The sequence below is a fragment of the Motilimonas thetidivivens genome, from assembly GCF_046452435.1.
In the GTDB taxonomy this organism is placed as follows: Bacteria; Pseudomonadota; Gammaproteobacteria; order Enterobacterales; family CBDFNC01; genus Motilimonas.
Map to the genome: position 1 here is coordinate 22200 of NZ_JBKFDK010000021.1, position 25077 is coordinate 47276.

Genomic DNA, 25077 nt, shown 5'->3' on the forward strand with positions numbered 1-25077 from the left:
TCTACTCCTTACTTCTTCTTCGCTTTCTTATCAGCGATATGACCGCGATAAGTACGAGTTGGTGCAAACTCACCCAATTTTTGGCCGATCATTTCATCGGTTACGAAAACTGGTACGTGCTGACGACCATTATGGACAGCGATGGTCAAACCAATCATATCTGGAATGATCATTGAACGACGGGACCAAGTCTTAACAGGCTTTTTGTCACCGCTTTCCAACGCTTTCTCTACCTTCTTCAACAAGTGTAGGTCGATAAATGGACCTTTCTTGAGAGAACGTGGCATGGCGTATTCCTCTAATTATTTCTTATTACGACGACGAACAATGTACTTATCAGTACGTTTATTCGAACGAGTCTTGTAGCCCTTGGTTGGTACACCCCATGGAGACACAGGATGACGACCACCAGAAGTACGACCTTCACCACCACCGTGTGGGTGATCAACTGGGTTCATTACCACACCACGTACTGTTGGGCGAATACCGCGCCAGCGGCTTGCACCAGCTTTACCTAGACGGCGTAGCATGTGCTCTGCGTTACCTACTTCACCAATTGTTGCGCGACAATCAGATGGAACTTTACGCATTTCGCCAGAGCGAAGACGTAGCGTTACATAATCACCGTCACGTGCAACGATTTGTACGTATGCACCAGCTGAACGAGCTAATTGAGCACCTTTACCAGGCTTCATTTCCACAGCGTGAACGGTAGAGCCCACTGGGATATTACGCATTGGTAATGCGTTACCTGCTTTGATTGGTGCTTCGATACCAGATAGTAGTGCATCGCCAGCTTGAACACCTTTAGGTGCAAGGATGTAGCGACGCTCACCGTCTGCATAAAGTACTAATGCGATATTCGCAGTACGGTTTGGATCATATTCCAAACGCTCAACTTTTGCAGGGATGCCATCTTTATTACGTTTAAAGTCGATTACACGATAGTGTTGCTTATGACCACCACCGATGTGACGAACTGTAATACGACCGCCGTTGTTACGACCACCAGACTTAGACTTAGTCTCAACTAGTGGCGCGTATGGCTTGCCTTTGTACAGGTCGGCGTTAACCACTTTAACAACGTGGCGACGACCTGGAGATGTAGGCTTACATTTTACAATAGCCATTGATAAAGTTCCTCTTACTCAGCGCCAGCGAAATCGATTTCAGCACCGTCTGCCAGAGTCACGTAAGCCTTCTTCCAGTCAGAACGACGGCCTACACGTTGACCATGACGCTTGGTTTTACCCTTAACAACAAGAGTGCTAACGCCAGTCACTTCAACTTCAAACAGTTTTTCAACTGCTGCTTTGATTTCTGCTTTAGTTGCATCTTTTGCAACTTTAAATACAACAGTGTTGTCAAGTTCAGCAGAACGAGTGCTCTTTTCAGAGATGTGTGGAGCACTCAGAACTTTCAGTAAACGCTCTTCACTGATCATGCTAAAGTCTCCTCAATCTTCTTAACTGCAGCAGCAGTAACAAGCACTTTGTCAAAGCCGATTAGGCTAACAGGGTCGATACCAGCAGCATCACGTACGTCAACTTTGTATAAGTTGCGTGCAGCTAGGAACAAGTTCTCATCAACTTCTTCAGTTACGATTAGAACGTCGTTTAGCTCAAGCTCTTTCAGCTTAGCTACTAGCTCTTTAGTCTTAGGTGTTTCAACACCGAAGTTCTCTACTACCACTAGACGATCTTGGCGAACAAGTTCAGACAGGATGCTTTGTACAGCACCACGGTACATCTTCTTGTTAACTTTTTGGCTGTGGTCCTGTGGACGAGCAGCAAAAGTTACACCACCAGAACGCCAGATTGGGCTCGCTTGGCTACCAGAACGTGCGCGACCAGTACCCTTTTGACGCCAAGGTTTTTTACCCGTACCAACGATCTCTGCACGAGATTTTTGTTTACGCGAACCTTGACGAGCACCTGCAGCGTATGCAACGACAACTTGATGAATCAAAGCTTCGTTGAACTCACGTCCGAAGGTAGTTTCGGAAACTTCAAGAGCGCTTTGAGCGTCTTTCAATACCAATTCCATTACTATCTCCTGTTACGCTTTTACGGCAGGTTTGATGATGACGTCAGCGTTGATTGCACCAGGTACCGCACCTTTTACAAGGATAAGGTTACGCTCAGCGTCAACACGAACAACTTCTAGGTTTTGAGTCGTTACACGAACAGCACCCATGTGACCAGCCATTTTCTTGCCTTTGAATACACGACCAGGAGTTTGACATTGGCCAATAGAACCTGGTGCACGATGGGCAAGAGAGTTACCGTGAGTCGCATCTTGAGTACGGAAGTTCCAACGCTTGATAGCGCCTTGGAAACCTTTACCTTTAGATTGACCAGTAACGTCTACTTTATTTACTTCGTTGAATCTCTCAACGTTTAGCTCAGCACCCACTTGGATGTCTGCGCCTTCATTGTTTGCAAGACGGAATTCCCACAAACCGCGACCCGCTTCAACACCAGCTTTTGCGAAAATGCCTGCTTGAGGCTTGTTTACGCGACTTGCTTTTTTGGTGCCGGTGGTCACTTGAATTGCGCTGTAACCGTCAGTCTCTAGGCCTTTAACCTGAGTCACGCGGTTAGCAGTACATTCGATTACCGTAACTGGAATAGAAACGCCATCTTCAGTGAAGATGCGAGTCATACCAACTTTACGACCAACTAGACCGATTGTCATTGTTATAACCTCTTTCTCTTCCGTTAGCCTAGGCTGATTTGAACGTCAACACCAGCGGCTAGGTCTAGCCTCATTAGTGCGTCAACAGTCTTATCAGTTGGCTCTACGATATCAATCAAGCGCTTGTGCGTACGAATCTCGTACTGATCACGCGCATCTTTGTTTACGTGCGGAGAAACCAGTACAGTAAAGCGCTCTTTACGAGTAGGCAGTGGAATCGGACCACGAACCTGAGCACCCGTGCGCTTTGCAGTTTCAACGATTTCCGCTGTAGAGTTATCGATCAGTCTGTGATCAAACGCTTTCAGGCGGATACGGATTCTTTGGTTCTGCATGGACCAAGGCTCCAATAGTTAAAAACATAAAAAAAACACCACCAATCGACTTTTATAGAAAGTGACTAGTGAAGCTTAAACCATTAGCCACCCAAATCGGGGGCTCTGTGTGGCCAGTCATGCTGGCAGGGAGCAGTTGCTCCACTTACTCTATTAGCAAGTGGAGCGCATTATACAGGTATTGGTAGTAGATGCAAATGTTCTGTTCGATTTTTACGGCTTAATTTAGTTTGGCGTTGACACTGTAATCCGCTTCCACAGATACGTTACGGCCGGTTTGCTTGGCTTGGTATAGTGCTTGGTCGGCAATACAGATCAAATTCTTAAATGGCATGCCATTGACGGGTTTAATACAAACATGCCCAAGACTGATGGTTACTCTGTCATTAATACCGCTTGCGGGATGGACAATGTTTAATTGCTCAACCTTCTTACGGCACAATTCAGCCAATACCCGAGTTTGCTCTGGTGTGATCCCTGGACATAACAGCACTAATTCTTCACCACCATAGCGTGCTACCAAATCTTTGTTGCGATTAACGCAGCCACGTAACGATTCAGAAATTCGCTGCAAACAAACATCGCCTTCTGGATGACCAAAGCGGTCGTTATATTGCTTGAAAAAGTCGACGTCGATTAGAATTAAGGAAATCGTAGTCTGTTCACGAAGCCCATTAATCCACTCCGTTTCTAAACGTTCATCAAAGGCGCGTCGATTTGCCAATCCCGTTAACGAATCAATGGCAGAAACTAACTGTAGTGCACTGTTCGCATCGGCTAAGGCGCGATAAGCTTGAGCCAGTTCATTAGTACGCTCACGCACCCGCACTTCTAACTCTTTATTAAGTAACATAACCTGCTCTTCAGCCTGCTTACGCATGATCATCTGAGCTAAGGTTGCCGCCAGCAAAATCAACACTTCTTTTTGATAGTCAGGTAACGATTGATGACGAATAAAATTGTCACAGGCGATCCAGCCGATGGTTTCATCACCATGCCACAATGCAATCATGGCATTCCAACCCACCCCTATTTCTTTCGTATCATGCAAGATCGGGGTGTCATACCACACACTCAAATAATCTTTGCGGGTTAAGGCTTCTTGCACAAATGGTACATTCGGGATGTTATTTTGAAAGTAGCTTTCATCAACGACTTGGCCTTTTTCATTGGTACCGTAAGTACCAAAATACATGTCGCGCTCTTTGTCCATGATGAACACCGCCATGCGATCTATGCCTAGGCGAGTAATGCCCGCTTCAACCGTGTAACGATACAACTCATCTAATGAATACAGTTTTGATAACTCTATTGTTACCTCATGCAGCTCTTTTAAGCGCTGTGAAAAGGCAGCCGCCTGCTCCCGTGCCCGCAGCAAAGCTAATTCTCGGCGTTTTAATTCCTGTTGCAGGGCTAAATTCGCCTGACCCAGCCGATAATTATCTAGCCCTAGGCTTAAGGCATCCAGTAATTGTTTACTGACTTGCCCCTGTTGCGGCTTAGTCGCTTCAACCAGCAAAATCCCAACCGGGCCTGCTTCATTGAAAAGCGGATAAAAACCTTCAACACAAACACCGTCGTTTAACACGGAATAACAAGTGCGAAGTGGAATATCATGCTCTTTAAAAAGTGACACCGGAGTAGCATGAAAAGTTATGTTATCTTTACCCTCGCCGCGGCCAACTAAATACAAGCTTTGGTCGTCAACCAACACCAAGCTGCAACGCTGGTAAAAAGCCAGCAGCTGCTTAAAGCTAGCATGACAAAATGCTTCAAACCCAGCGGTTTGTAGCTCCGGTTGCGTCATCAAGTGTTCCATAAGGCTAGAAATAACATCCCAATAAAATAGTGAAGCCGCTGTAAATCAGCGATTTAAGCTATATTATCAAAACCGACTGATTGACGTAATTAATCAAAACTGAAATGAGATACACATCAATAAATAGACATCAAAACATCATCAGGTGATAGATTTGCTTGCTGTATTGGCAATGTTCGGGCGTATTCCCGTGACTCGCTAGCTACCGTCGTACCTTCACTTCATGGTATAACTTGGCAACTTTGCGCCTTAGTCTTCACCATAGACACGCCAATACACCCAAATAAAATAGACGCTAGGTTGCTTGCTCAACCTCTGGATTTGATGTGACCCTAAAGCCCATTTATCAACAACTCAAACAATTCGCTAGCACCAGTCAACATCGTTATCTGTTGGTCCTGAGTGGCGAACAAGCTTGGGCTTGGCAGCAGGTTATTGACTTACTAGAGCCCAACGCCCTCATCGTTGGTCAACTGCAACCGGATCACAGCGCTAGCCTAGCTCAAACCAAGCTTGATTATACTCTTTGCCAAGCTAAGCAAGCTTCCCATTATTTGGGCCAAACTCGCCAGCAAGTGATTTACGATGCTTTTCAAGGATTCTCTGCTGATGCCGTTGGTGCCGTCAGTGGCACCTTAATTGGTGGGGGTATCATGGTGCTGATCGTCCCGCCGATACAAGATTGGCCGACTTTTAATGATCCGGATTATTTGCGCTTTTTATCGGCAGATGCACCCATACCAACTGAAAGCCTTTTTCTTCGTCGTTGGCGTGACCTGCTAAAACAACATCCCGCGGTTACCGTCATCGAGCAACATCAGCCATTACCTAAGCTGAAGCTAACTCAGCCAATGGCGATTAGCCATACGCCCTGTATTGCCCCATGTTTAAGTCACGATCAAGCGCAAGCCGTTAATGCCATTATGCGTGTAAAGCAAGGCCGCAGCCATCGACCTCTCATTATCAGTGCCGATCGCGGCCGCGGTAAATCAGCCTCATTAGGTATCGCTGCCGCGCAGCTAATGGCGCCGACCAACAAAATAAGCATCATAGTAACAGCGCCCACCCTGCCCCACACTCGCACTACTTTTGAACTGCTAAAGCAATTACAGCCTGAGGCCAAACATAGCAGCAATCAAGTCTTGCTTGGCGAGAGCCACTTCAGCTTCTATGCGCCCGATCAACTGCTGAATCAATTACCCCAAGCGGATCTACTGTTGGTTGATGAAGCTGCCGCCTTGCCTTTACCTCTATTGAAACAACTCGACCAGCACTATCCCCGAGTGGTGTATGCCACGACGTTACATGGTTACGAAGGCTCCGGCAGAGGATTTAGCTTAAAATTCCTGCCTTATTTGCAGCAACACAATGCCAGTGTGCATCAGCAGCACCTCAGTCAGCCGATTCGTTGGGCCAGCCAAGACCCACTAGAAGCCTTTATCTTTGACGCCTTGCTGTTAGATGCTCAGTTACCCGTGGCAGATGGTCAATTACCATCTGCCGACAAGGCAACCATGGAAATCGTATCGGCGGCAGAGCTGTGCCTAAATGAAACCCAACTGCGAGAAGTGTTTGCTTTATTAGTCTCTGCTCACTACCAAACCAAACCTTCAGATCTCAGAGCGATATTAGATAACCCTGAGCTAACCATTGCATTACTTAAACAAAATGAAACCCTACTCGGGGCGGCGCTGATTAGTCGTGAGGGGCAATTGAGCCAACCATTAGCAGAGCAAGTTTACCTAGGTCAACGCCGACCTCAAGGCCACTTGTTACCCCAAGTGCTGCTTTATCAGGCAGGCTTTAGCCACATCCACGGTGATAAGTTTGCTCGAGTCATGCGCATTGCTATTCACCCCCAATGGCAACAATTGGGCTTGGGAACGGTATTTTATCAATATTTGAAACAGTGGGCACAACAGCAACATTTTGATTGGCTAGGCACCAGCTTTGGCCTCACCACGGAATTAGGTCGTTTCTGGCATCGCCAAGGCATGCATTTTGTACATTTAGGGCTAAGTCAAGACAGTGCCAGTGGCTGCTTCAGTGCCGTGATGTTGCAACCGTTAACTAGTCATAAAGAGCTTGAACTAAATCATTTTCGTTCATTATTTTGCCTACAACTTGAATGCCATTTAACAGGCCGATTACAGCACTTAAGTGCTGATATTGCTGGCTTTCTAATTGCAACTCTACCCAAGAAACCCGCTCCACCCCACCTGCTACAGCAAATTACAGATTTTGCTCAGCACCCTCGCCCATTTGAAGCCTGCTTACCTAGCCTCAAGCTATGGTTGCTGCAACACACTGACAGCTCAAGGTTACCTGCATTGCATCAAGCCATATTAGTTGAGAGCATTCTGCAACAGCAGCTGTGGCCACAGGTAATTAAAAACAACGGGCTGACGGGCAAGAAAAGCGCCGAACAACTGCTTAAGCAAAGTATTAATCAATTGCTGCAACGCTGATTCAGTTTGGCCAATTTAACCGTCAGATTCCTCAGCATCATCCGTCACTAGGTTATCCAAACTGGGCTCTGCTTGGTCGATAGCCTCAGGCTCATCCAATTGTTCAACCTGCTGCTTTTCAGCTTCTTTTTGTTCTACCTTTTCCGGTGTGGTCGCAATTGCCAAATGGAATACCGCAAAGCCTGGATAAACGAATTGATTCAAAGCTTTGCCAATGACGGTCGCCTCGACTTCCGAGCGTAAGCGAAAGGTCGCGTTGGTCACAGGATCGGTTACCCGCCCCAGTACATCCCCCGGTTTGATTTTCGCACCTAACAGCACATCACTGACAAATATGCCGCTGTGATCCGCTCGCTGCCAAAACGATTCAACGTAGATAGGCTGTACACTACCGCCGCGATAAGGCTCGGGCACCATCTCCATACTACGCATTAGCCGCTTTATCGCTGCCACGCCAACGTCGACACTCTCTAAATCTAAGCTCATGGGCGCGCCTAGCTCCATGGTCACGGCAGGGATCCCTTTGGCCACCGCAGCACCACGTAAAGTACCTTGGCTAGCTTGACTTTGAACTATGGTGATATTGCCAAAACCACGGCTAAAATCGGCCAAAGGCGGGTGGCGTAAATCGGCCCTAATCTGCGGTAAGTTAGTGCGATAAAAGGAGCCAGTATGTAAATCAACTAGAGCGTCGCAGTGACTAATAACCTGAGTAAAAAACGAATGAGCAATGCGCGAAGCAGCCGCGCCTTCGGTTGAGCCGGGAAAGTATCGGTTCAAATCCCTGCGATCTTTAAGGTAGCGTGACGCATTATGAAAACCATCTAGATTAACAATCGGAACCCCGATAACCGCACCTTTTAAGGTATTGGTATCTAAGGTATGCAATACCTGACGCGTGATTTCAATACCATTTAGCTCATCACCATGGACCGCCGCCGTTAAACATAAGGTTGGCCCATTATGCTTACCATTGGCAACCAACACCGGGGTGCCCAGATCAATGCCAGTAAATGATTGCTCACTTGACCACGACAAGGTGCGAAAGCTGTTCGGCTGCACCGTTTTGCCCAGTAGCGTTAATGGAAGGTGTTGCTGCTGTTGCTTTTCTGTGGTTTGTGATTCGCTTGCTGGTGCAGATTTAAGTGTCTCTAAAGTGGTTACTGCTTTAGGGTTGATGGTATTTTTGGGCGGATTATCAACAATTTCGGTCGCCATCGCCGACAGCGGCAATAACATAGTCAGACAAATCTTTTTCATCATAATGTTTTCCTATCAACCAGAAACAAAATCAAACGAGTACAAAAAAGGACTGTAATAACAGTCCTTGTTATGAACATTCGCGTTATAGCTTGGTGCCGCGTTAGTCCATTAAATGCTCTAAGCCATACACCAATTGCTCACGGGTCATGACTTGTTTACAAGCAAGGCAAATACCCGGCATAAACGATTCACGATGCTGTGAGTTATGCTCAATCTTTAGGGTTTCGCTCAAGCCACCGAAAAAGACGGTTTGCTGCGCGACTACACCCGGCAAGCGCACCGAATGTAACGGTACATCATGTAATTTTGCACCGCGTGCACCTTCAATCAGCTCTTTATCTGAAGTTGGCGTTGCTGCTTTTGTACGCGCCTGCGCAATCAGCTCAACCGTGCGCACCCCAGTGCCCGAAGGGCTTTCTTCTTTTTGCGGGCTGTGCGCTTCAATCACTTCCACATCGGGTAAAAACTTGGCGGCTTCCGCTGCGAATTTCATCATCAACACGGCACCAACTGAAAAGTTAGGCGCAATCAAACCACCTAATTTTTTCTCAATTGATAATTGTTGTAGCTCATCAACTTGATGCTGCTGAAAACCACTGGTGCCAATAACAGGGCGAGCGCCGGCATTTAAAATGGTTTGGGTATTGTTGTAACCCGCTGATGCTGCGGTTAAATCAACTACTACATCGGCTTGGGTTTCAGCAATTTTTGCAGCCAAATCATCACCTACATCCGCTTCACCAACTAATGTTAGCTCGGGATCGTTATTGATAGCTTTAACCGCTTCACTGCCCATACGTCCTTTAGCGCCATTCACCAATACTCTAACCACTTCTTTCTCCTCAGATGCTTTGTTGCGTCACTGCATTACTGTTATTGCTTGAATTTATGTCAGGTTAATAGCCTGACCCTAACTTGTCTATAACTAAAAAAGTTAGCTGTGATGGGGTATTCCTAGATACCTAAAGCCGAATAACGCCATCTTGATCGATGTCTTCGTCTTCGATCACCGCCTCAATTTGCTCTTCAATATCAAATCTTAATTGCTCAAATAACGCGAGAATACTTGCCTCGGTTTGCTCTTCAAGCTCACCCTGTTGCATCAGCCAAGTTAAACTCGCTTGGCAACGAATCAATTGCCCGTTGTTTAACGCCGGGAATTCAACCACTTGATCTTCGCTGTTCCAATGCTGTTGGTCGGGGAATTGAATACTTTGATTCATCGCCTGTTCACACCGCTAAATTACGGCGCAATTCAGACATCACTTGTTTGCTGCCGGGTTTAATGCCACGCCAAACCGCAAAACTTTCAGCAGCTTGCCCCACTAACATGCCCAAACCATCAAGCACAATTCGGGCACCCGCTTGTTTTGCCCAGCTCATAAATACCGTATCCCCTGAGCCATACATCATGTCATAGACAGCGGTTTCTGGTCTGATCAGAGTTTGGCTGATCGGGGGTAATTCACCACTTAAACTGGCCGAGGTTGAGTTAATGATCAGATCAAACTCTCCCGTTAAGTCGGAAAAAGCCAGGGCAGTGATCGCGCCATGCTGGTTAAACAGATCGGCTAACAACTGTGCTTTAGCGTGTGTGCGATTAGCGATAACCAAAGATTGCGGCTGCTCATCTAACAAAGGACCGCAAACACCCCGCGCTGCGCCGCCCGCCCCTAGCAATAAAATACGCGCACCTTTAAGCTCAACATGATGATTTTTTAGATCTTGCACTAAACCCGCACCATCTGTGTTATCACCAATAATTTGTCCGTCATCGGTCAATTTTAAGGTATTCACCGCCCCAGCTAACTGAGCACGAGGGGTCAATCGGTCTGCTGCAGAATAGGCTTGCTCCTTAAAAGGTAAGGTCACATTACAGCCTTTGCCACCCGATGCAAAAAAACGCGTTAACTCACCGGCAAAGTCATCCACTGGCGCCTCAATAGCTTGGTAGCTGATATCCTCATGAGTTTGGCGGGCAAACAGGGTGTGAATAAATGGGGATTTACTGTGACTGATGGGATGGCCAAAAACTGCGTACTTATCCATGTGATACCTTTATAATATTGCGTAATTCGTTGCTTTCATCGCCTGCTTAATTTTGCTATTAAGCAACTGATTGCTAATTATCCCATTTACCGCAAATTGTTAACAATGAAAATAATAAAAAAACTCTTCTCTAAGACATCGCCGGCAGCGCCTGTTGAGCCTCTTACCCCGTATCAACTCCTGGGCGGAGAAATGGGCGTGCGTGCATTGGCTAATGATTTTTACGACATCATGGAAACGGCTCCCGAAGCCGCAGACTTGTATGCTATTCATCCTAAGCCACTTGATGCAATCAGAGAAAAGTTCTTTGAATTTCTCTCGGGTTGGACCGGCGGGCCGCCGCTGTTTGAGCAAAAATACGGCCACCCTCGCCTTCGCGCCAGACATTTACCGTTTAAGGTCGACTGTAAAATGCGCGATCAATGGATGTTTTGCATGAACCAAGCCCTAGACCGACAAGTGGGCAATATTGAGCTTAGAGAGCAAATGCGAGCCTCATTGGATCAGCTCGCTAGCCATATGCGCAATCAATAAGTCGTTGCTATATCCAAGTGCGTGGCACTAAGTATTCAGCCAGCTTAGCTTCTAAGCTGCCTGCTTCGGGCTGAAATGCGTATTCCCAACGCGCCAGAGGTGGCATCGACATCAAGATAGATTCGGTTCTGCCACCACTTTGTAAACCAAACAAGGTACCGCGATCCCAAACTAAGTTAAATTCGACATAACGACCACGGCGATAAAGCTGAAAGTCTCTTTGCTGCTCGGTAAATGGCGTGGCTTTACGGCGCTCAATAATAGGTAAATAAGCCTCGCAATAGCCATTGCCGACCGCCTGCATAAAGGCAAAACAATCCTCAAAAGGCCATTGGTTTAAGTCATCAAAGAACAAACCACCGACGCCACGAGTTTCATTGCGATGTTTTAAAAAGAAATACTCATCACACCACTTTTTGTAGTCAGGGTAAACCTGCTCGCCAAAGGGCTGACACAAATCATGGGCCACCTGATGCCAATGCTGGCAATCTTCGTCGACCGGATAAAACGGTGTTAAATCAAAACCGCCGCCAAACCACCAAACCGGATCTTCCCCTTCTTTTTCCGCGATAAAAAATCGCACATTGGCGTGGGATGTCGGCACGTGTGGGTTATGCGGATGGATAACTAAGGATACCCCCATGGCTTCAAAACGACGACCGGCTAATTCCGGGCGATGAGCTGTGGCCGATGCCGGCATCTTGTCTCCCGAAATATGCGAAAAATTCACTCCACCTTGCTCGATAACCGTACCATTGCGCAATACACGGGTACGGCCACCGCCACCTTCTTCACGCTGCCAGTTATCTTCGACAAACACACCACTGCCGTCCGCTTGCATCAAGGCATTGCAAATTTGATCTTGTAGTTGCAGCAAATAGGCTTTTACTTGGGCTTTATCAGGCAGAGCCATGGCATTTAAATCCTTCTTTTTATTCGTTTATAAATCGCTACGGGAAGCAGCCTTCTTTGACCAAGCAAAACCGACTAGAGCGGGTCGCTTTTATATTGGCATTTTTTTTGTGGGCAAACTAAGCGTAACCCAGCCGCTGTTTTTTTCTCGGTTAATATGCCCCACCCGCAATCTGGACAAGTCTGGGGTACCGGCTTTTCATTCACTGCATATTTACATTTTGGATAGCTATCACACGCGTAAAATAGTTTGCCATAGCGAGACTTGCGTTCAACCAAATTACCTTTACTGCAATTCGGACAAGGTATGTTGGTGTTGTCTTTATGGGATAAGGATTCAATGTGATGGCAATCTGGAAAGCCGGTGCAACCAATAAACATTCCATAGCGGCCTTGTTTGATTGCTAACTCACGGTGACATTCGGGACAGTCGCTGCCGCTGAGCACCTTAGTGATATCGCCATGATGATGCAACGGACGCATATATTCACAGCTTGGGTAGGCACTGCAACCCAAGAAGGGGCCATGCTTACTATTTTTGATTTGTAAAAGACTGCCACATTGCGGGCATGCTTCTTTTTCTAATGCGTGCTCGTGAACAGAAAACAGAGAATGATCGATTTTCGACACAACCGCCTCACTTATGAATATCAACAAGCCGATTCTAACAGACTCAAAATGACTCTGGCAGTCAATTTTAACTAGGTAAATGAATAAGACTAAGGCTTGGGGGGACGGGTAAGGGAAAGGACTACCTTTCCTCTACACCCGGAAGTTGATTAATGTAAAGGACCGTCATTAACATCGAATAACAAATCTTCCATTTGTTGGTAGGCGTTTTCACTGCCAGGTACGTTGAATAGCACCATCAGCACAACCCACTTAAGATCTTCTAGATCAAATTCGTTGTTGTCTAACTCCATCACTCTATCGATAACCATCTCTCTGGTTTCAGAGTTCAGCAGTTTTATCTGTTCCAAATATAATAAGAATCCTCGGCACTCGGTATCGAGGCGATTCATCTCTTCCTGAGTGTAAATACGAATCGAGTTTTGCACATCGCGACAAAGATATGGATTCTCGTCATTGTTTTGCAAATCAGCCAATTTTTCTAGCCAATCCAATGCCTTGTATATCTCTTCTTGATGAAAACCCGCACGAGTTAGTTCTTCTGTTAGCTCCTCCTGATCAACGAGTAATTCCGAATCACTGTGTATATATGTTTCAAACAGGTACATGAGGATGTCGAACATAACTAATCCCTCCTCAGTCTGACGTATCCATCGGGCACTTGTGCAATCCAACCGTCGAGTTCAAGTTCCAGCAGTTGAGTTTGTACTAGTTGCACAGGTTCTCCGCTACGTTCAACCACCAAGTCAATCGAGGTGGTTTCAAAACCTACACTATCCAACAAAGTTGGAAATGGCAACGTATTTCCGGTGTTTTTCTCCTCTGTTAGGGCCAACTGTTGTGGCCGCGGCCTCATTATTAATTGTAGCTCATCTATTATATCGGCGGTTTCTGTCACTAGTTTAGCCCCTTGCTTAATGAGCCAGTGACAGCCGCAAGCCTGAGCATTATCAATCGAGCCGGGCAAGGCAAACACCTCACGATTTTGCTCTAACGCATACTTGGCGGTGATCAAAGAGCCACTCTTCAAAGAAGCCTCTATCACTAAGGTGCCCAAGCTCAATCCTGAAATAATACGATTGCGCCGTGGAAAATGTTTAGCCAAAGGTGGCGAATTTGGCCAAAATTCAGAAATAATAAGGCCCTTTTCTCGAATTTCCGCTGCCAGTCCAAGATTGCGCTTAGGATACACATTGGCTAACCCCGAACCTAATACCGCAATGGTGCCACCCTGAGCCTGCAATGCCCCGCGATGGGCATGAGCATCGATACCTAAGGCTAAACCACTGGTGATCACTAAACCTTGTTGACTTAATTGCTGAGCAAATAACTGTGCTTTATCACGGCCATAATGCGTTGCATTACGGCTACCGATAACGGCGAGCTGTGGCTGCTGTAATAAGCTGACATTACCTTGGGCAAACAAAACCAGAGGCGGACTGGCAATTTCTTTTAATGGCAGGGGATAGACCGGACTATCATAACAAATTACTTGGGCATCATTGGCTTGCACCCAGGCTAAAATGCTCTCAAACCAAGGCCAATCGGGGTTTTGTATCGCAGTAATTTGCTCGGGTGTTAACCCTAATGAATGAAGTGTCGCAGCAGCTTGCTGGAAAAGTTGGGCAATGCCAAATCGCGCCACAAGCGCAACAGCTCGGCGAGCGCTCAGCCCTGGTATAGCCTGTAATGCTAACCAGAGCTGAGCGTCTTGATAGTTAGAACTCGACCCCTTGAATGTCAAAGTTTCGACCAACTAAATCTTTACCGCGAACAATAATGGCAATACTGGATTTTTCATAGGTCTTAAATACCATCAGGATGCCAATGGTTTCTTCAGGCAGAGTCAGGCTCTTATCACCTGTCGAGAATACCTGCTCAAACTTATTAGCATCTTCTTCATAAACCACTTTCTCGCCACGTTTGATAACGGTAGCGCCCGGTTGCTTAATACTAAAGATAGCACCTGGTGCGATTTGATCACGCTGACCTAAATTAATCACCACGATATCGCCACGTCCTAAAGCCGTTTTTTCTGTCAACGCATCAACAATATAGCCGCGCATTTCGGTCGGTGTAGAGGTCGGAATAAAAAATGCGGGTAATACATCGTACTCAGGGATTGGCAAAATAATATCGCCCAATTTTGCTTCTACCGCACTTTGCGTCATCACTAAAGGCGACACTTCCGAAGTAGCATTAACCCCTTTGTCTTGATTAACCTGAGCTGAGCCGATATAGGCCAATTTAGCACCTAACACTTTTTTCGTGGTTTTATCGGTATAGGTCGGACCTACACGGTACACACCATAATGCACATTTGGCTCGTATTGGCCTTCGCCATAGAAGGTATGTCCCTTGGTAATGCGGGTGCTGCGATTATTTTGTCCCATTACCCTTGGCGAGCCCTTTAGCAAGCTCTCATCGATAATGTGATCTTTGGTTAAGAAAGGCTCAATAATGTTAAGCGGGATGGTTGGCACTGCAGAGCGCTTTTCCTCTATGCGCGGTTTAGGCGACATTTTCTTTAGGCGCTTACGGCCTAACTGTGGCTGGCCATCAACCCAAGTTAAATATAATTTATCGCCAGGATAGATTAAATGTGGGTTTTTAACCTGTGGGTTAGTTTGCCAAAGACGCGGCCATAACCATGGGGAATCAAGGAAGTAGGCTGAGATGTCCCATAAGGTATCGCCCTTCTTAACGATATAACTATCGGGATGGCCTTCTTTTAATTTCAAAGTGTCCGCGGTTACGGAGAACGACAGCAACGCCCCAAATAAGACTGTCGCAGCTTGTTTAAATTTCATAACTCTCCCTGTGTAGGCATTTAGTCTGTCAATTCACCGCAGAAGTGGCTAGAATTGAAACAATCCATATAATCACATTTATAGTTGTATCAAGATAATAACATGGCTTTGCTCGAAGTATTACATTTTCCAGACGAACGTCTAAGAACAGTTGCGAAACCTGTTGCACAGGTCACACCTCAAATAAAACAAATTGTTGAGGATATGTTTGACACTATGTATGAGGAAGAAGGCATCGGCCTTGCAGCAACACAAGTTAATATACATCAACGAATTGTAGTTATTGATGTATCAGAACAACGGGATCAACGCTTAGTCCTGATCAACCCTGAAATCATCGAAACATCAGGGATTGAAACCATGGAAGAAGGTTGTTTGTCTGTGCCAGATACCCGCGCCGAAGTGCAACGTGCCGATAAAATTAAAGTGCGTTCACTTAACCTTGATGGTGAAACTATCGAGTTTGAGGCAGATGAATTACTGGCCGTGTGCATTCAGCATGAAATTGATCACCTCGATGGCAAACTATTTATTGATTACTTGTCGCCACTCAAGCGCCAGAGAATCAAGACAAAATTAGAAAAAGCCAAACGTCGAGGTTAATCGCACCGTTTCCTTGCCCAGCTAATCACTCTGTGATGTTTCTTGCTGGGCAGCTACCTCTGCTCAACAACGATATGGAAGCCTCTTGAAATCACTTAATATTGTCTTTGCCGGAACCCCCGACTTCGCAGCACGTCACTTGAGTGCTTTAATTGCTGCTGGCTGCAACATAGTAGGTGTTTATACCCAACCGGATCGCCCGGCTGGACGCGGAAAAAAACTCACGCCGAGCGCAGTAAAAAGCTTAGCCCTTGAGCATCAACTGCCGGTTTTTCAACCTGAAAACTTTAAATCTGAACAAGCTAAAGCCGAGCTAGCCACATTAAACGCTGATTTAATGATAGTGGTCGCTTATGGCCTGCTCTTACCACTCGAGGTGCTAAACACGCCAAGGCTGGGCTGCATTAACGTGCATGGTTCCTTATTACCTCGTTGGCGCGGTGCGGCTCCCATTCAGCGTGCAATCTGGGCGGGCGATGCCACCACGGGTGTCACCATAATGCAAATGGATGTCGGCTTAGATACAGGTGATATGCTCAGTAAAAGCGAATTGCCTATCTTAGCGACCGATACCAGTGCCACCTTATATGAAAAACTTGCCGAGCTAGGGCCGAGCGCCTTGCTTGAAACGGTTGACGCATTAGCCAATGGCAGCGCGGTCGCTACCAAACAAGATGATGCCCAAGCCAACTACGCGAAAAAACTATCAAAAGAGGAAGCCTTGATTGACTGGCAACAAGGTGCTGCCTTTATTGAACGCTGCATCCGTGCTTTCAATCCTTGGCCTTGTTCCTATTTTCAGCATCAAGATCAAAGCATTAAAGTGTGGCAAGCTGAGGTACTGGCACAACAAACTAACGCCAGTCCAGGCACTGTTTTGGCTGCCGACAAAAGTGGTATTCAAGTTGCCACGGGTGATGGTGTGTTGAATCTATTACAAATTCAAATTCCGGGTAAAAAAGCCATGCCAGTACAAGATGTACTTAATGCCAAACAAGATTGGTTTATCGTAGGACAACAACTTGGCCAATAACAATGTGCGAGCGGCTGCGGCTCAAGTTCTCAATGCAGTGGTTGAACAAGGCGAATCATTAAGTACCGCTTTACCTCGTGCACAGCAAACTGTCGCCCCTCGCGATAGAGCGCTACTGCAAGAATTAAGTTACGGCGTTTTACGTTGGTTACCTAGGCTAGAGTTTTTTTGCAACAGCCTGATGGATAAGCCACTGACGAAAAAGAAACGGCCGCTACACTTTTTGGTTTTAGTGGGTTTTTACCAATTACTTTACACTCGGATCCCTCCTCATGCGGCTGTTGCCGATACGGTTAACGGGGTAAAAGACCTTAAAGCACCAGCCTTAAAAGGCTTAATTAATGCCGTGCTACGCAATTTTCAGCGCCAACAAGACAGCTTACTGGCCAAGGTAGACAATAATCTAACCTTGCAATATTGCTACCCCAGCTGGTTAGTTAAGCGCCTACAAGCAAGCTACCCCGAGCAATTTGGCGCCATACTGGAAGCCGGTAATGAGCGCGCGCCGATGTGGCTTAGGGTGAATCGCCAGCATCACAGCCTCGCACAATACCAAGCCTTACTAGAACAAGCCGAGCTAGCGTGCAGTGGTAGCGACATTTCGCCGCAAGCGCTGCGCTTACATCTGCCTGTGGATGTGACTTTGTTGCCGGATTTCGCCTCGGGCGCTTGTTCGGTACAAGACGCGGCGGCGCAAATGGCGGCGAAATTACTGGATGCTCAACCTAACGAGCATATTCTCGATGCTTGTGCTGCGCCGGGAGGAAAGACCGCCCATATCCTAGAAAATCAGCCGCAACTAGCCAGTATGACAGCGATTGATTTTGATCCTAAGCGTTTACAACGGGTGCAAGAAAACCTAGATCGCATCGGCCTGAAGGCCAAGTTAATCAATGGCGATGCAAGTCAACCCGACACTTGGTGGGATGGCCAGCACTATGACCGCATCTTATTAGATGCACCTTGCAGTGCCACCGGTGTGATCAGACGCCATCCCGATATCAAATGGTTGCGCCGCGATTCTGATATCGCTGAGCTAGCGCAACTACAGCGCGCCATTCTTAAAGCCAACTGGGCATTACTTAAATCCGGCGGCACCTTGTTATATGCGACTTGTTCCATTTTATCTGATGAAAATGAGCAGCAAATCAAAGACTTTTTAGCAGAAAACAAGGACGCTATACTACAGCCACTCCATCAAGACGACACCCCAGAAAAGCCAGGATGGCAAATTCTACCGGGTCAGCAAGATATGGACGGTTTTTACTACGCAAAATTAAAAAAAGCATAACGTCAGCTAACATTGGCCGAAGGCATATGCCAAAGCGGATTAAGGGTAACTAATGAAAATCATCATTCTGGGTGCTGGACAAGTTGGCGGGACGCTAGCTGAAAACCTCGTTGGCGAAAACAACGACATCACCATCGTTGACCAAAATGAAGATAACCTAAGAGAGCTACAAGACAAATTCGACTTGCGTGTAGTCCAAGGTCACGCCGCTCATCCCCATGTGTTACGTGAAGCGGGGGCAGAAGATGCCGACATGCTGGTCGCCGTCACCAACAGCGATGAAACCAATATGGTGGCCTGCCAAGTTGCTTACTCCTTATTTAATACACCAAACAAGGTAGCCCGAATTCGCTCTTCGGCCATCTTGCGCGAAAAAGATCGCTTATTTAACAACGACAACGTGCCTATCGACCACCTGATCGCGCCTGAGCAGCTGGTGACCGACTACATTAAGCGCTTAATTGATTACCCCGGAGCCTTGCAAGTTGTTGACTTTGCAGAAGGTAAAGTTGGCCTAGTGGCAGTCAAAGCCTACTATGGCGGGCCTTTGGTTGGTAATGCCCTCGCCGCATTAAAAGAGCACATGCCCAATATCGAGACACGGGTTGCCGCTATCTTTCGCCAAGGCAATGCCATTCGTCCGCAGGGCACCACCATCATCGAAGCCGATGACGAGGTGTTTTTCGTTGCCGCCAGCGCCCATATTCGCGCAGTCATGAGTGAATTACAAAAGCTTGAGCGTCCGTACTTGCGCATCATGATAGTGGGTGGTGGTAATATCGGTGCGGGCTTAGCCAAGGCGTTAGAGAAAAACTACAGTGTTAAGTTGATCGAGCGGGATTACAAACGCGCCGAGCGCTTGTCTGAACTACTCGATAACACCATAGTGTTTTCTGGCGACGCGTCGGATCATGAACTATTGACCGAAGAGCACATAGATCAAACCGACGTCTTTATTGCCGTAACCAATGATGATGAAGCCAATATCATGTCAGCCATGTTGGCCAAACAGCTTGGCGCTAAAAAAGTGATGGTGCTCATTCAACGTGGTGCTTATGTTGACTTAGTGCAAGGTGGCCCTATCGACATCGCCATCTCACCCCAGCAAGCCACCATTTCGGCCCTGCTTACTCATGTGCGTAAGGCCGATTTGGCCAACGTATATTCACTGCGACGTGGCGCCGCTGAAGCCATCGAAGCCATTGCTCATGGCGATAAAATCACCTCTAAAGTGGTTGGACGTAAATTAAGTGAATTAAAACTGCCGCCGGGAACCACCATAGGCGCAATTGTGCGCGGGGAAGAAGTGCTCATCGCTCACGACCATACGGTTATCGAGCAAGACGATCATGTGGTGATGTTCTTGGTGAATAAACGCTTTATCCCTGAGGTTGAACGCTTATTCCAACCAAGCCCCTTCTTCTTGTAGCCGCGGGCCAATTCAATGTTAAACTACAAACCGCTCTTGTTTATCACTGGATTAATCTTATCTAAACTGGCGCTGTTTATGTACATCCCCATGCTACTGGCATTATTTACCGGCGGCGTGGGCAGTAAAGAGTTTTTTGCTTCAATCCTCCTCAGCCATATCGTTGCTTTCTTGTTGTTACATTTTGGTCGGGTACAAACGTTTCGCCTGGGTGTGCGCGAGATGTTTTTGCTCACCACTGCCGTGTGGGTCGTGGGCAGTGCCTTTGCGGCCTTACCCTTAATGCTCATTGAACACATCAGCTACACGGACGCCTATTTTGAAACCATGTCTGGTATCACCACCACAGGCAGTACGGTGCTGAGTGGCTTAGATACCATGCCCCATAGCGTATTAATGTGGCGCTCAATTTTGCAATGGCTCGGCGGTATTGGCTTTATTGTGATGGGGGTGGCCATTTTGCCGTTTTTAAACGTCGGTGGTATGCGATTATTCCAAACCGAATCATCGGAATGGTCTGATAAAAGCACCCCTAAAACGCAGCAACTAGCCGGGCAAATTCTGCAAGTTTATGTGATTTTAACTGTGCTCTGTTATTTTGGTTATTTGGCATCGGGTATGACTCACTTTGAAGCCGTGAACCATGCCATGACCACATTATCCACTGGCGGCTATTCAACATCAGACAGCTCGATGTCGCACTTTAGCCCCGCCGCTCATTGGAATGCGTGCTTATTTATGTTCCTTGGCGGGTTACCTTTTTTATTACTTATCCACGCCGTTAAACGGCGTAATTCAAAGCATATTTATCGCGATGCGCAAGTCATTGGATTTGTGAAACTAGTGCTATTAAGTAGCATTATAATCACTCTATATTTATGGCTTCGTGGCACCTTTGGGCTGCTCGATGCCATTCGGATCAGCCTGTTTAATGTCATTTCTGTGGTCACCACCACCGGATTTGGCCTGTCTGATTTTAGTGCTTGGGGCCCACTCACCACTATATTGTTCTTCTTTTTATTGTTCGCGGGGGCTTGTTCTGGTTCAACTTCCGGTGGCATTAAGGTATTCCGCTTTCAAATAGCAGCCACCATGCTCAAAAAGCAAACCTTACAGCTATTGCACCCACGCGGGGTGTTTCCGCAAAATTATAATAAACGCCGCGTCAGCGATGCCATTATCCGCTCATTAGTGGCCTTTATCTTGGCTTATTTTGCGACCATACTGGTTACAGCTGCTTTCCTTGCGGCATTCGGCTCTGACGTGATTGTATCCCTTACCGCCGCCATCACAGCTGTTTCAAATGTGGGTCCAGGTCTGGGTGAGTTGATTGGCCCTTCAGGTAACTTTGCCAGCTTACCCGATGCCTCTAAATGGGCCTTAAGTGTCGCCATGTTAATGGGCCGGCTCGAAATTTTAACTGTGACGGTACTCTTTTTCCCTGCATTTTGGCGAAGTTAACTATGACTAATAGATTTCATTTTCCAGCTATCATTGGCCATCGCGGGGTGAAAGCCCATGCACCGGAGAACACCTTAGCTAGCTTTAGCTTAGCGGCAGAAGCTGGATTGCAATGGGTTGAAATAGATACCACCTTGTGTGGCTCGGGCGAATGTGTGGTGATCCACGATGACACCCTAACCCGTTGCTCAAACGGTCAGGGCAATGTTTATCAGCAAACGTTAGCAGACTTGAGCCAACTTGATGCTGGCAGCTGGTTTAGCAACCGGTTTCAAGGTGAGCGGATCCCTAGTCTGCAACAAGGTTTAAAACACATAGATAATTTAGGCTTAGCGTTAAATCTTGAAATAAAAACCTACCATCATGCACCGCAAGTGATGGCACAAGCTGTGTATAAAGAACTGCAACAAGCTCACTTTTCGCGTCCTCTTTTGATCAGTAGCTTTTGTCATCAAACACTTGCCGCTCTGCGCGCCTTAAGTTCAGAGCTAGCCATAGGGATTTTATTTGAAGACTTACCTGCCGATTGGTTAACCATCGCTCAGCAGCTTAATGCGGTCAGTATTCACTGTGATGCTCAGTTGCTGACGCAAGCCCAAGCTGATGAGGTGACGGCCAAGCAATACCCATTGTTATGCTATACCGTTAACCAAGCTGGGCAAGCCAAGGAACTCTGGGCATGGGGCGTCACCAGCGTGTTTAGCGACGATCCACAAGCCTTGTTGTAAACAGCCCAGCAAGGTGATCGTCATGTGATCTTGCTAGAAATCATTGGCATGAATCAAGCATACTTTTCGGTTATGTGTTATAACCAGCTTGCTCTCACTTATTTTGCAGTGCGTAAAGCTAAAAAAAAGAAAATATTATGAAACAAATAATCATTGTTGCGGCCTGTGTTGCTCTCTTCAATCCCGCTAGCCTGTTGTATGCACAGTGTTATCTGGTGGCAAGCTTGCTAAACAGCAATCAATCACCATTAGAAATAGTGCGCCAACAGCCCGCTAAAACACCATTGCAAGCTAATTTGCAAAATGCAGATGCACTCAATTATGTTGAGATAATGGATACAAAACTAGAGCTTAAATAACCGCTCTGGTGCGTCATGATGATCCAACTCGGCTTCATCGAGCAAAATGCTAGGTAAGGACTTATTAACCTCAGCGCCTAAGTTTTTCAGTTGCTCCGCTTGCTGTACTACATTGCCCCGCCCCTGTGAAAATCGTTTCAAAGAGCGTTGATAACTTGATTGTGCTTTATCTATTGAAGCGCCCACCTCTAATAAATCTTCACTGAATAAACGTAACTTTTCATATAGGTTACCGGCTTTTTTTGCGATGAGCTGGGCATTTTCTTCTTGTCTTTGATAGCGCCATAAATTTTCAATGGTGCGAAGGGCGATCATCAAGTTAGAAGGACTCGCCAGTAAAATATTGTGCTCTAAGGCCAACTTAACCAAGCTAGGATCTTCTTGTACGGCCAATAGGAAAGCGGGCTCTACCGCAATAAATAACAGCACATAGTCTAAGGTCCTAACCCCTTCAAGCTTGTGGTAATCCTTATTACCAAGCCCCTTGATGTGATTACGTACTGATAAAACATGCTCTGTTAGTGCTTGTTTCTTAAGACTTTCTGACTCAGCATTAAAGAAGCGCTCATAAGCGGTGAGGGAGACTTTAGAATCAACAATAATGTCCTTGCCCTTGGGTAAATGCACGATGACATCAGGTTGATAACGTCTGCCGTGTTCATTTTTAAGGCTTTGCTGAATTTCATATTCATGGCCTAAACGTAATCCTGAATCTTCTAAAATCCGTTGCAGTATCACTTCACCCCAATTGCCTTGCTGCTTATTATCGCCTTTTAAGGCCTGAGTTAAGTTCGCCGCTTCTTCCACCATTTTCTGATTCAAGCTAGCCAATTTCTCTACTTCTACCTTTAAGCTATAACGCTCTTTGGCTTCATTATTGTAAACATCGGCAACTTGGCTTTTAAAGCCTGCCAGCTGCTGCTGCAAAGGATTAAGTAGTAACTCCAAACTATCACGGTTAAGCGACTTAAACTTGGCGGTTTCTTCGGCGTAAATACGCTGAGACAAGCGTTCAAACTGCTCAACAAGCTTTTGCTCTGAGGCCGTTTGCTGCGCCAGTCGCTCTTCGCCTCGTTGGCGCTCATGATGCAATTGCACTTGCACCTCACGATAACGACTGGTTAATTTAGTGATGTGGTCTTGCTGCATTTCAAGCTTAATTTGCTGCTGTTGCTGCTGCTCCTGCAAGCTTATATTTTGTTGTTGGGCATCACTTAAACGCTGTGCTAGTAAGGCATTTTCGGTTACTAATGCCAAGCTCTTGCGCTGCTTTTGTAATAACAAGACGAGCAAAGCCAGTGAGCCTAATCCAGTGCAAGCTAACAACAAGTATAAATAATTTGGCTCAAGTGGCATTAACGCTGCCCTCGCAATAATCTCTGTACCTTGGGATTTAACCACCACCAAATCATAATCAGCACAAAGTAGAGGCCAAAAATAGTGACCTTATGTCTATTCATGCCTTCATCTAATTCCGCAAAACTAACCGACATCACTTGTAAATAGCCCCAAACCAGCAACGGAAAAGCTGCTAAGATTAGCAGCTTCCACAATACGCCAAGCACAGGTAAACGATATTCAATATCCATAAAGCTCCCACCAAGACAAGCCTGATTTCGCCATAGCCACTCCTATCATATAGCAATACACCAACGTTGCCGCGACCGCAAAGCCAAGCATTCCCTGATGGCTGCGACTCAACTTTAGACTTGCGCTACCCAACAAAATATATACCAATAATGCACTTAGCTTGATCATCAGCCAATCTAATTGCCATGGCCAAACCGATAAAAGATAGCAAAGCCATCCCCCCATGAGCACGATCCCTGTATCAATACCATGAGGTAGTATTTTAAACCATGCTGAATGACGCCAAGGATGCCGTTTTAACCGCAATACGACTCGCCACCAAAACAACACTAAACTCAACGCCACCAACCACTGATGGCTTTGTTTAATTAAGAGATAATCCATGGTTACCAAGAGTACACCGATAAAGAGTCACGCCCAACAGTTTGCCGTCATTAATCCGACTCCCAAGCCATAACATTGAAAAAAAGTTATTCCTGCACTGTTTTTAACTAACTGCTCAGGTAGAATGCTCAAGTCATTTTTACTTAGTTTTCAAGGAAGAAATCAGATGTTCAAGGTCTTGTTTGTTTATCCTATTGTGGCATTCATTTTGCTGTGGATATGCAGTGATACCAAAGTAAACGCCTCACTCTATAAGTTTGAAGATAACTATATTGAAATTCACTTTCCCCGTGCAGCTTGGTCAGACGAGTATTTATTTGAATGGGTTTGGAATGCGCAAGAAATCCATGAAGATGTTAAGGAACTCAACAAATAGGCGGCTACGGCTCGTTAACTTCATCTAGGCCTTTGCTGCATCGCTGTTGCGCCCCGGCCAAGCGGCTAGCAGCGCTAAAGCACACATAGGCCCCTCGATATATAGCTAATTTGTTAACAATTAAAACAATAAACCTTACGCTATCCACTTATCTGCTGTTGTTACCACTTATCTGAACAGACTACCTTTCTGTCGCATCGGCGTAGGCAAGGAAATTAAATGATTTATAGTAACTGCAGTTTTATGAAAACTGTCTAAAACAACTTTGTGTGCCTACACACTCTTATATCGAAGCTCCCTGCATGC

29 protein-coding genes are annotated in these 25077 nt (G+C 46.3%); 10 read left to right on the plus strand and 19 right to left on the minus strand.

Going from position 1 to position 25077, the window contains the following annotated elements; genetic code table 11:
- Positions 1-8: 8 nt before the first annotated feature.
- From rpsS to ACK8OT_RS14805, 7 genes are all read right to left on the minus strand, one after another.
- Entirely contained in the window at positions 9-287 is a 279-nt protein-coding gene (gene rpsS / locus ACK8OT_RS14775) for a 30S ribosomal protein S19 (RefSeq protein WP_233072168.1), read from the minus strand.
- Between the two features lie 15 nt (positions 288-302).
- Complete coding sequence (gene rplB, locus ACK8OT_RS14780) at positions 303-1130, minus strand: 50S ribosomal protein L2 (protein ID WP_410197286.1); 828 nt, start codon at positions 1128-1130, stop codon at positions 303-305.
- Positions 1131-1144: 14 nt separating this feature from the next.
- Complete coding sequence (rplW, locus tag ACK8OT_RS14785; RefSeq protein ID WP_410197287.1) at positions 1145-1444, minus strand: 50S ribosomal protein L23; 300 nt, start codon at positions 1442-1444, stop codon at positions 1145-1147.
- Positions 1441-2046, minus strand: a complete 606-nt coding sequence (rplD, locus tag ACK8OT_RS14790) for a 50S ribosomal protein L4 (protein ID WP_410197288.1) — start codon at positions 2044-2046, stop codon at positions 1441-1443. The genes rplW and rplD overlap by 4 nt, the downstream gene beginning before the upstream one ends.
- Positions 2047-2058: 12 nt before the next feature.
- Positions 2059-2697, minus strand: a complete 639-nt coding sequence (gene rplC / locus ACK8OT_RS14795; protein ID WP_410197289.1) for a 50S ribosomal protein L3 — start codon at positions 2695-2697, stop codon at positions 2059-2061.
- 23 nt (positions 2698-2720) lie between these two features.
- Positions 2721-3032, minus strand: a complete 312-nt coding sequence (gene rpsJ, locus ACK8OT_RS14800) for a 30S ribosomal protein S10 (RefSeq protein ID WP_119909477.1) — start codon at positions 3030-3032, stop codon at positions 2721-2723.
- A gap of 220 nt (positions 3033-3252) precedes the next feature.
- Positions 3253-4839 carry a GGDEF domain-containing protein gene (locus tag ACK8OT_RS14805; protein WP_410197290.1) on the minus strand — a complete coding sequence of 529 codons (1587 nt, stop codon included), beginning with the start codon at positions 4837-4839 and terminating at the stop codon, positions 3253-3255.
- 338 nt (positions 4840-5177) lie between these two features.
- Here ACK8OT_RS14805 and ACK8OT_RS14810 point away from each other — a divergent pair, with 338 nt between their 5' ends.
- On the plus strand, positions 5178-7319 hold the full coding sequence (locus ACK8OT_RS14810; protein ID WP_410197291.1) for a tRNA(Met) cytidine acetyltransferase TmcA: 2142 nt from the start codon (positions 5178-5180) through the stop codon (positions 7317-7319).
- Between the two features lie 15 nt (positions 7320-7334).
- On the opposite strand, the gene ACK8OT_RS14815 is transcribed toward ACK8OT_RS14810, so the two are convergent.
- The 4 genes from ACK8OT_RS14815 to aroE form a co-directional block, all read right to left on the minus strand.
- Positions 7335-8582, minus strand: a complete 1248-nt coding sequence (locus tag ACK8OT_RS14815) for a succinylglutamate desuccinylase/aspartoacylase family protein (protein WP_410197292.1) — start codon at positions 8580-8582, stop codon at positions 7335-7337.
- Positions 8583-8682: 100 nt separating this feature from the next.
- Positions 8683-9414, minus strand: coding sequence for a 4-hydroxy-tetrahydrodipicolinate reductase (dapB, locus tag ACK8OT_RS14820; protein WP_410197293.1), 732 nt, complete (start codon positions 9412-9414; stop codon positions 8683-8685).
- A 130-nt stretch (positions 9415-9544) separates the two neighbouring features.
- Positions 9545-9805: a DUF1488 family protein gene (locus ACK8OT_RS14825; protein ID WP_410197294.1), complete on the minus strand. Its 261-nt coding sequence runs from the start codon at positions 9803-9805 to the stop codon at positions 9545-9547.
- Positions 9806-9812: 7 nt separating this feature from the next.
- Positions 9813-10631 (minus strand): shikimate dehydrogenase, encoded by an 819-nt coding sequence (gene aroE, locus ACK8OT_RS14830; RefSeq protein ID WP_410197295.1) that lies wholly within the window; start codon positions 10629-10631, stop codon positions 9813-9815.
- 105 nt (positions 10632-10736) lie between these two features.
- Between aroE and ACK8OT_RS14835 the strand changes: the two genes are divergently transcribed.
- On the plus strand, positions 10737-11165 hold the full coding sequence (locus ACK8OT_RS14835; protein ID WP_410197296.1) for a group II truncated hemoglobin: 429 nt from the start codon (positions 10737-10739) through the stop codon (positions 11163-11165).
- Positions 11166-11172: 7 nt separating this feature from the next.
- Here ACK8OT_RS14835 and hemF read toward each other — a convergent pair whose 3' ends face one another.
- The 5 genes from hemF to ACK8OT_RS14860 form a co-directional block, all read right to left on the minus strand.
- Positions 11173-12078 carry an oxygen-dependent coproporphyrinogen oxidase gene (gene hemF / locus ACK8OT_RS14840; RefSeq protein ID WP_410197297.1) on the minus strand — a complete coding sequence of 302 codons (906 nt, stop codon included), beginning with the start codon at positions 12076-12078 and terminating at the stop codon, positions 11173-11175.
- A 74-nt stretch (positions 12079-12152) separates the two neighbouring features.
- Positions 12153-12707 (minus strand): DNA topoisomerase family protein, encoded by a 555-nt coding sequence (locus ACK8OT_RS14845; RefSeq protein ID WP_410197298.1) that lies wholly within the window; start codon positions 12705-12707, stop codon positions 12153-12155.
- Positions 12708-12856: 149 nt separating this feature from the next.
- Complete coding sequence (locus tag ACK8OT_RS14850) at positions 12857-13330, minus strand: DUF494 family protein (protein ID WP_410197299.1); 474 nt, start codon at positions 13328-13330, stop codon at positions 12857-12859.
- Positions 13331-13332: 2 nt separating this feature from the next.
- Positions 13333-14463 (minus strand): DNA-processing protein DprA, encoded by a 1131-nt coding sequence (dprA, locus tag ACK8OT_RS14855; RefSeq protein ID WP_486348280.1) that lies wholly within the window; start codon positions 14461-14463, stop codon positions 13333-13335.
- Positions 14426-15517 carry a LysM peptidoglycan-binding domain-containing protein gene (locus ACK8OT_RS14860; protein ID WP_410197301.1) on the minus strand — a complete coding sequence of 364 codons (1092 nt, stop codon included), beginning with the start codon at positions 15515-15517 and terminating at the stop codon, positions 14426-14428. Before ACK8OT_RS14860 ends, dprA begins: the two co-directional genes overlap by 38 nt.
- A 102-nt stretch (positions 15518-15619) precedes the next feature.
- Here ACK8OT_RS14860 and def point away from each other — a divergent pair, with 102 nt between their 5' ends.
- From def to ACK8OT_RS14895, 7 genes are all read left to right on the plus strand, one after another.
- Complete coding sequence (gene def, locus ACK8OT_RS14865; RefSeq protein WP_410197302.1) at positions 15620-16120, plus strand: peptide deformylase; 501 nt, start codon at positions 15620-15622, stop codon at positions 16118-16120.
- 85 nt (positions 16121-16205) lie between these two features.
- A complete protein-coding gene (gene fmt / locus ACK8OT_RS14870; RefSeq protein ID WP_410197303.1) occupies positions 16206-17153 on the plus strand; it encodes a methionyl-tRNA formyltransferase in 948 nt (315 codons plus the stop codon).
- Positions 17143-18444 carry a 16S rRNA (cytosine(967)-C(5))-methyltransferase RsmB gene (rsmB, locus tag ACK8OT_RS14875; RefSeq protein WP_410197304.1) on the plus strand — a complete coding sequence of 434 codons (1302 nt, stop codon included), beginning with the start codon at positions 17143-17145 and terminating at the stop codon, positions 18442-18444. The genes fmt and rsmB overlap by 11 nt, the downstream gene beginning before the upstream one ends.
- A gap of 52 nt (positions 18445-18496) precedes the next feature.
- A complete protein-coding gene (trkA, locus tag ACK8OT_RS14880) occupies positions 18497-19873 on the plus strand; it encodes a Trk system potassium transporter TrkA (RefSeq protein ID WP_410197305.1) in 1377 nt (458 codons plus the stop codon).
- A gap of 15 nt (positions 19874-19888) precedes the next feature.
- Entirely contained in the window at positions 19889-21334 is a 1446-nt protein-coding gene (locus tag ACK8OT_RS14885; RefSeq protein ID WP_410197306.1) for a TrkH family potassium uptake protein, read from the plus strand.
- A gap of 2 nt (positions 21335-21336) precedes the next feature.
- Positions 21337-22062 carry a glycerophosphodiester phosphodiesterase family protein gene (locus ACK8OT_RS14890; protein ID WP_410197307.1) on the plus strand — a complete coding sequence of 242 codons (726 nt, stop codon included), beginning with the start codon at positions 21337-21339 and terminating at the stop codon, positions 22060-22062.
- Between the two features lie 137 nt (positions 22063-22199).
- Positions 22200-22421: a hypothetical protein gene (locus ACK8OT_RS14895; RefSeq protein ID WP_410197308.1), complete on the plus strand. Its 222-nt coding sequence runs from the start codon at positions 22200-22202 to the stop codon at positions 22419-22421.
- Here ACK8OT_RS14895 and rmuC read toward each other — a convergent pair.
- From rmuC to ACK8OT_RS14910, 3 genes are read right to left on the minus strand one after another with little or no spacing between them, the layout of a single operon-like run.
- Positions 22407-23777: a DNA recombination protein RmuC gene (gene rmuC, locus ACK8OT_RS14900; protein WP_410197309.1), complete on the minus strand. Its 1371-nt coding sequence runs from the start codon at positions 23775-23777 to the stop codon at positions 22407-22409. The two genes, ACK8OT_RS14895 and rmuC, sit on opposite strands and share 15 nt — an antisense overlap.
- Complete coding sequence (locus ACK8OT_RS14905; RefSeq protein ID WP_410197310.1) at positions 23777-24010, minus strand: hypothetical protein; 234 nt, start codon at positions 24008-24010, stop codon at positions 23777-23779. Before ACK8OT_RS14905 ends, rmuC begins: the two co-directional genes overlap by 1 nt.
- Positions 24000-24395 carry a SirB2 family protein gene (locus tag ACK8OT_RS14910; RefSeq protein WP_410197311.1) on the minus strand — a complete coding sequence of 132 codons (396 nt, stop codon included), beginning with the start codon at positions 24393-24395 and terminating at the stop codon, positions 24000-24002. The genes ACK8OT_RS14905 and ACK8OT_RS14910 overlap by 11 nt, the downstream gene beginning before the upstream one ends.
- Positions 24396-24561: 166 nt before the next feature.
- On the opposite strand from ACK8OT_RS14910, the gene ACK8OT_RS14915 reads away from it, so the two are divergent.
- On the plus strand, positions 24562-24771 hold the full coding sequence (locus ACK8OT_RS14915; RefSeq protein ID WP_410197312.1) for a hypothetical protein: 210 nt from the start codon (positions 24562-24564) through the stop codon (positions 24769-24771).
- Positions 24772-25077 lie beyond the last annotated feature (306 nt).

Bases quoted from the DNA above. Each gene is read 5' to 3' on its own strand.
- rpsS (WP_233072168.1), bottom strand. From the start codon at position 287: ATGCCACGTTCTCTCAAGAAAGGTCCATTTATCGACCTACACTTGTTG.
- rplB (WP_410197286.1), bottom strand. From the start codon at position 1,130: ATGGCTATTGTAAAATGTAAGCCTACATCTCCAGGTCGTCGCCACGTT.
- rplW (WP_410197287.1), bottom strand. From the start codon at position 1,444: ATGATCAGTGAAGAGCGTTTACTGAAAGTTCTGAGTGCTCCACACATC.
- rplD (WP_410197288.1), bottom strand. From the start codon at position 2,046: ATGGAATTGGTATTGAAAGACGCTCAAAGCGCTCTTGAAGTTTCCGAA.
- rplC (WP_410197289.1), bottom strand. From the start codon at position 2,697: ATGACAATCGGTCTAGTTGGTCGTAAAGTTGGTATGACTCGCATCTTC.
- rpsJ (WP_119909477.1), bottom strand. From the start codon at position 3,032: ATGCAGAACCAAAGAATCCGTATCCGCCTGAAAGCGTTTGATCACAGA.
- ACK8OT_RS14805 (WP_410197290.1), bottom strand. From the start codon at position 4,839: ATGACGCAACCGGAGCTACAAACCGCTGGGTTTGAAGCATTTTGTCAT.
- ACK8OT_RS14815 (WP_410197292.1), bottom strand. From the start codon at position 8,582: ATGATGAAAAAGATTTGTCTGACTATGTTATTGCCGCTGTCGGCGATG.
- ACK8OT_RS14825 (WP_410197294.1), bottom strand. From the start codon at position 9,805: ATGAATCAAAGTATTCAATTCCCCGACCAACAGCATTGGAACAGCGAA.
- aroE (WP_410197295.1), bottom strand. From the start codon at position 10,631: ATGGATAAGTACGCAGTTTTTGGCCATCCCATCAGTCACAGTAAATCC.
- ACK8OT_RS14835 (WP_410197296.1), top strand. From the start codon at position 10,737: ATGAAAATAATAAAAAAACTCTTCTCTAAGACATCGCCGGCAGCGCCT.
- hemF (WP_410197297.1), bottom strand. From the start codon at position 12,078: ATGGCTCTGCCTGATAAAGCCCAAGTAAAAGCCTATTTGCTGCAACTA.
- ACK8OT_RS14850 (WP_410197299.1), bottom strand. From the start codon at position 13,330: ATGTTCGACATCCTCATGTACCTGTTTGAAACATATATACACAGTGAT.
- ACK8OT_RS14860 (WP_410197301.1), bottom strand. From the start codon at position 15,517: ATGAAATTTAAACAAGCTGCGACAGTCTTATTTGGGGCGTTGCTGTCG.
- def (WP_410197302.1), top strand. From the start codon at position 15,620: ATGGCTTTGCTCGAAGTATTACATTTTCCAGACGAACGTCTAAGAACA.
- trkA (WP_410197305.1), top strand. From the start codon at position 18,497: ATGAAAATCATCATTCTGGGTGCTGGACAAGTTGGCGGGACGCTAGCT.
- ACK8OT_RS14885 (WP_410197306.1), top strand. From the start codon at position 19,889: ATGTTAAACTACAAACCGCTCTTGTTTATCACTGGATTAATCTTATCT.
- ACK8OT_RS14890 (WP_410197307.1), top strand. From the start codon at position 21,337: ATGACTAATAGATTTCATTTTCCAGCTATCATTGGCCATCGCGGGGTG.
- ACK8OT_RS14895 (WP_410197308.1), top strand. From the start codon at position 22,200: ATGAAACAAATAATCATTGTTGCGGCCTGTGTTGCTCTCTTCAATCCC.
- rmuC (WP_410197309.1), bottom strand. From the start codon at position 23,777: ATGCCACTTGAGCCAAATTATTTATACTTGTTGTTAGCTTGCACTGGA.
- ACK8OT_RS14905 (WP_410197310.1), bottom strand. From the start codon at position 24,010: ATGGATATTGAATATCGTTTACCTGTGCTTGGCGTATTGTGGAAGCTG.
- ACK8OT_RS14910 (WP_410197311.1), bottom strand. From the start codon at position 24,395: ATGGATTATCTCTTAATTAAACAAAGCCATCAGTGGTTGGTGGCGTTG.
- ACK8OT_RS14915 (WP_410197312.1), top strand. From the start codon at position 24,562: ATGTTCAAGGTCTTGTTTGTTTATCCTATTGTGGCATTCATTTTGCTG.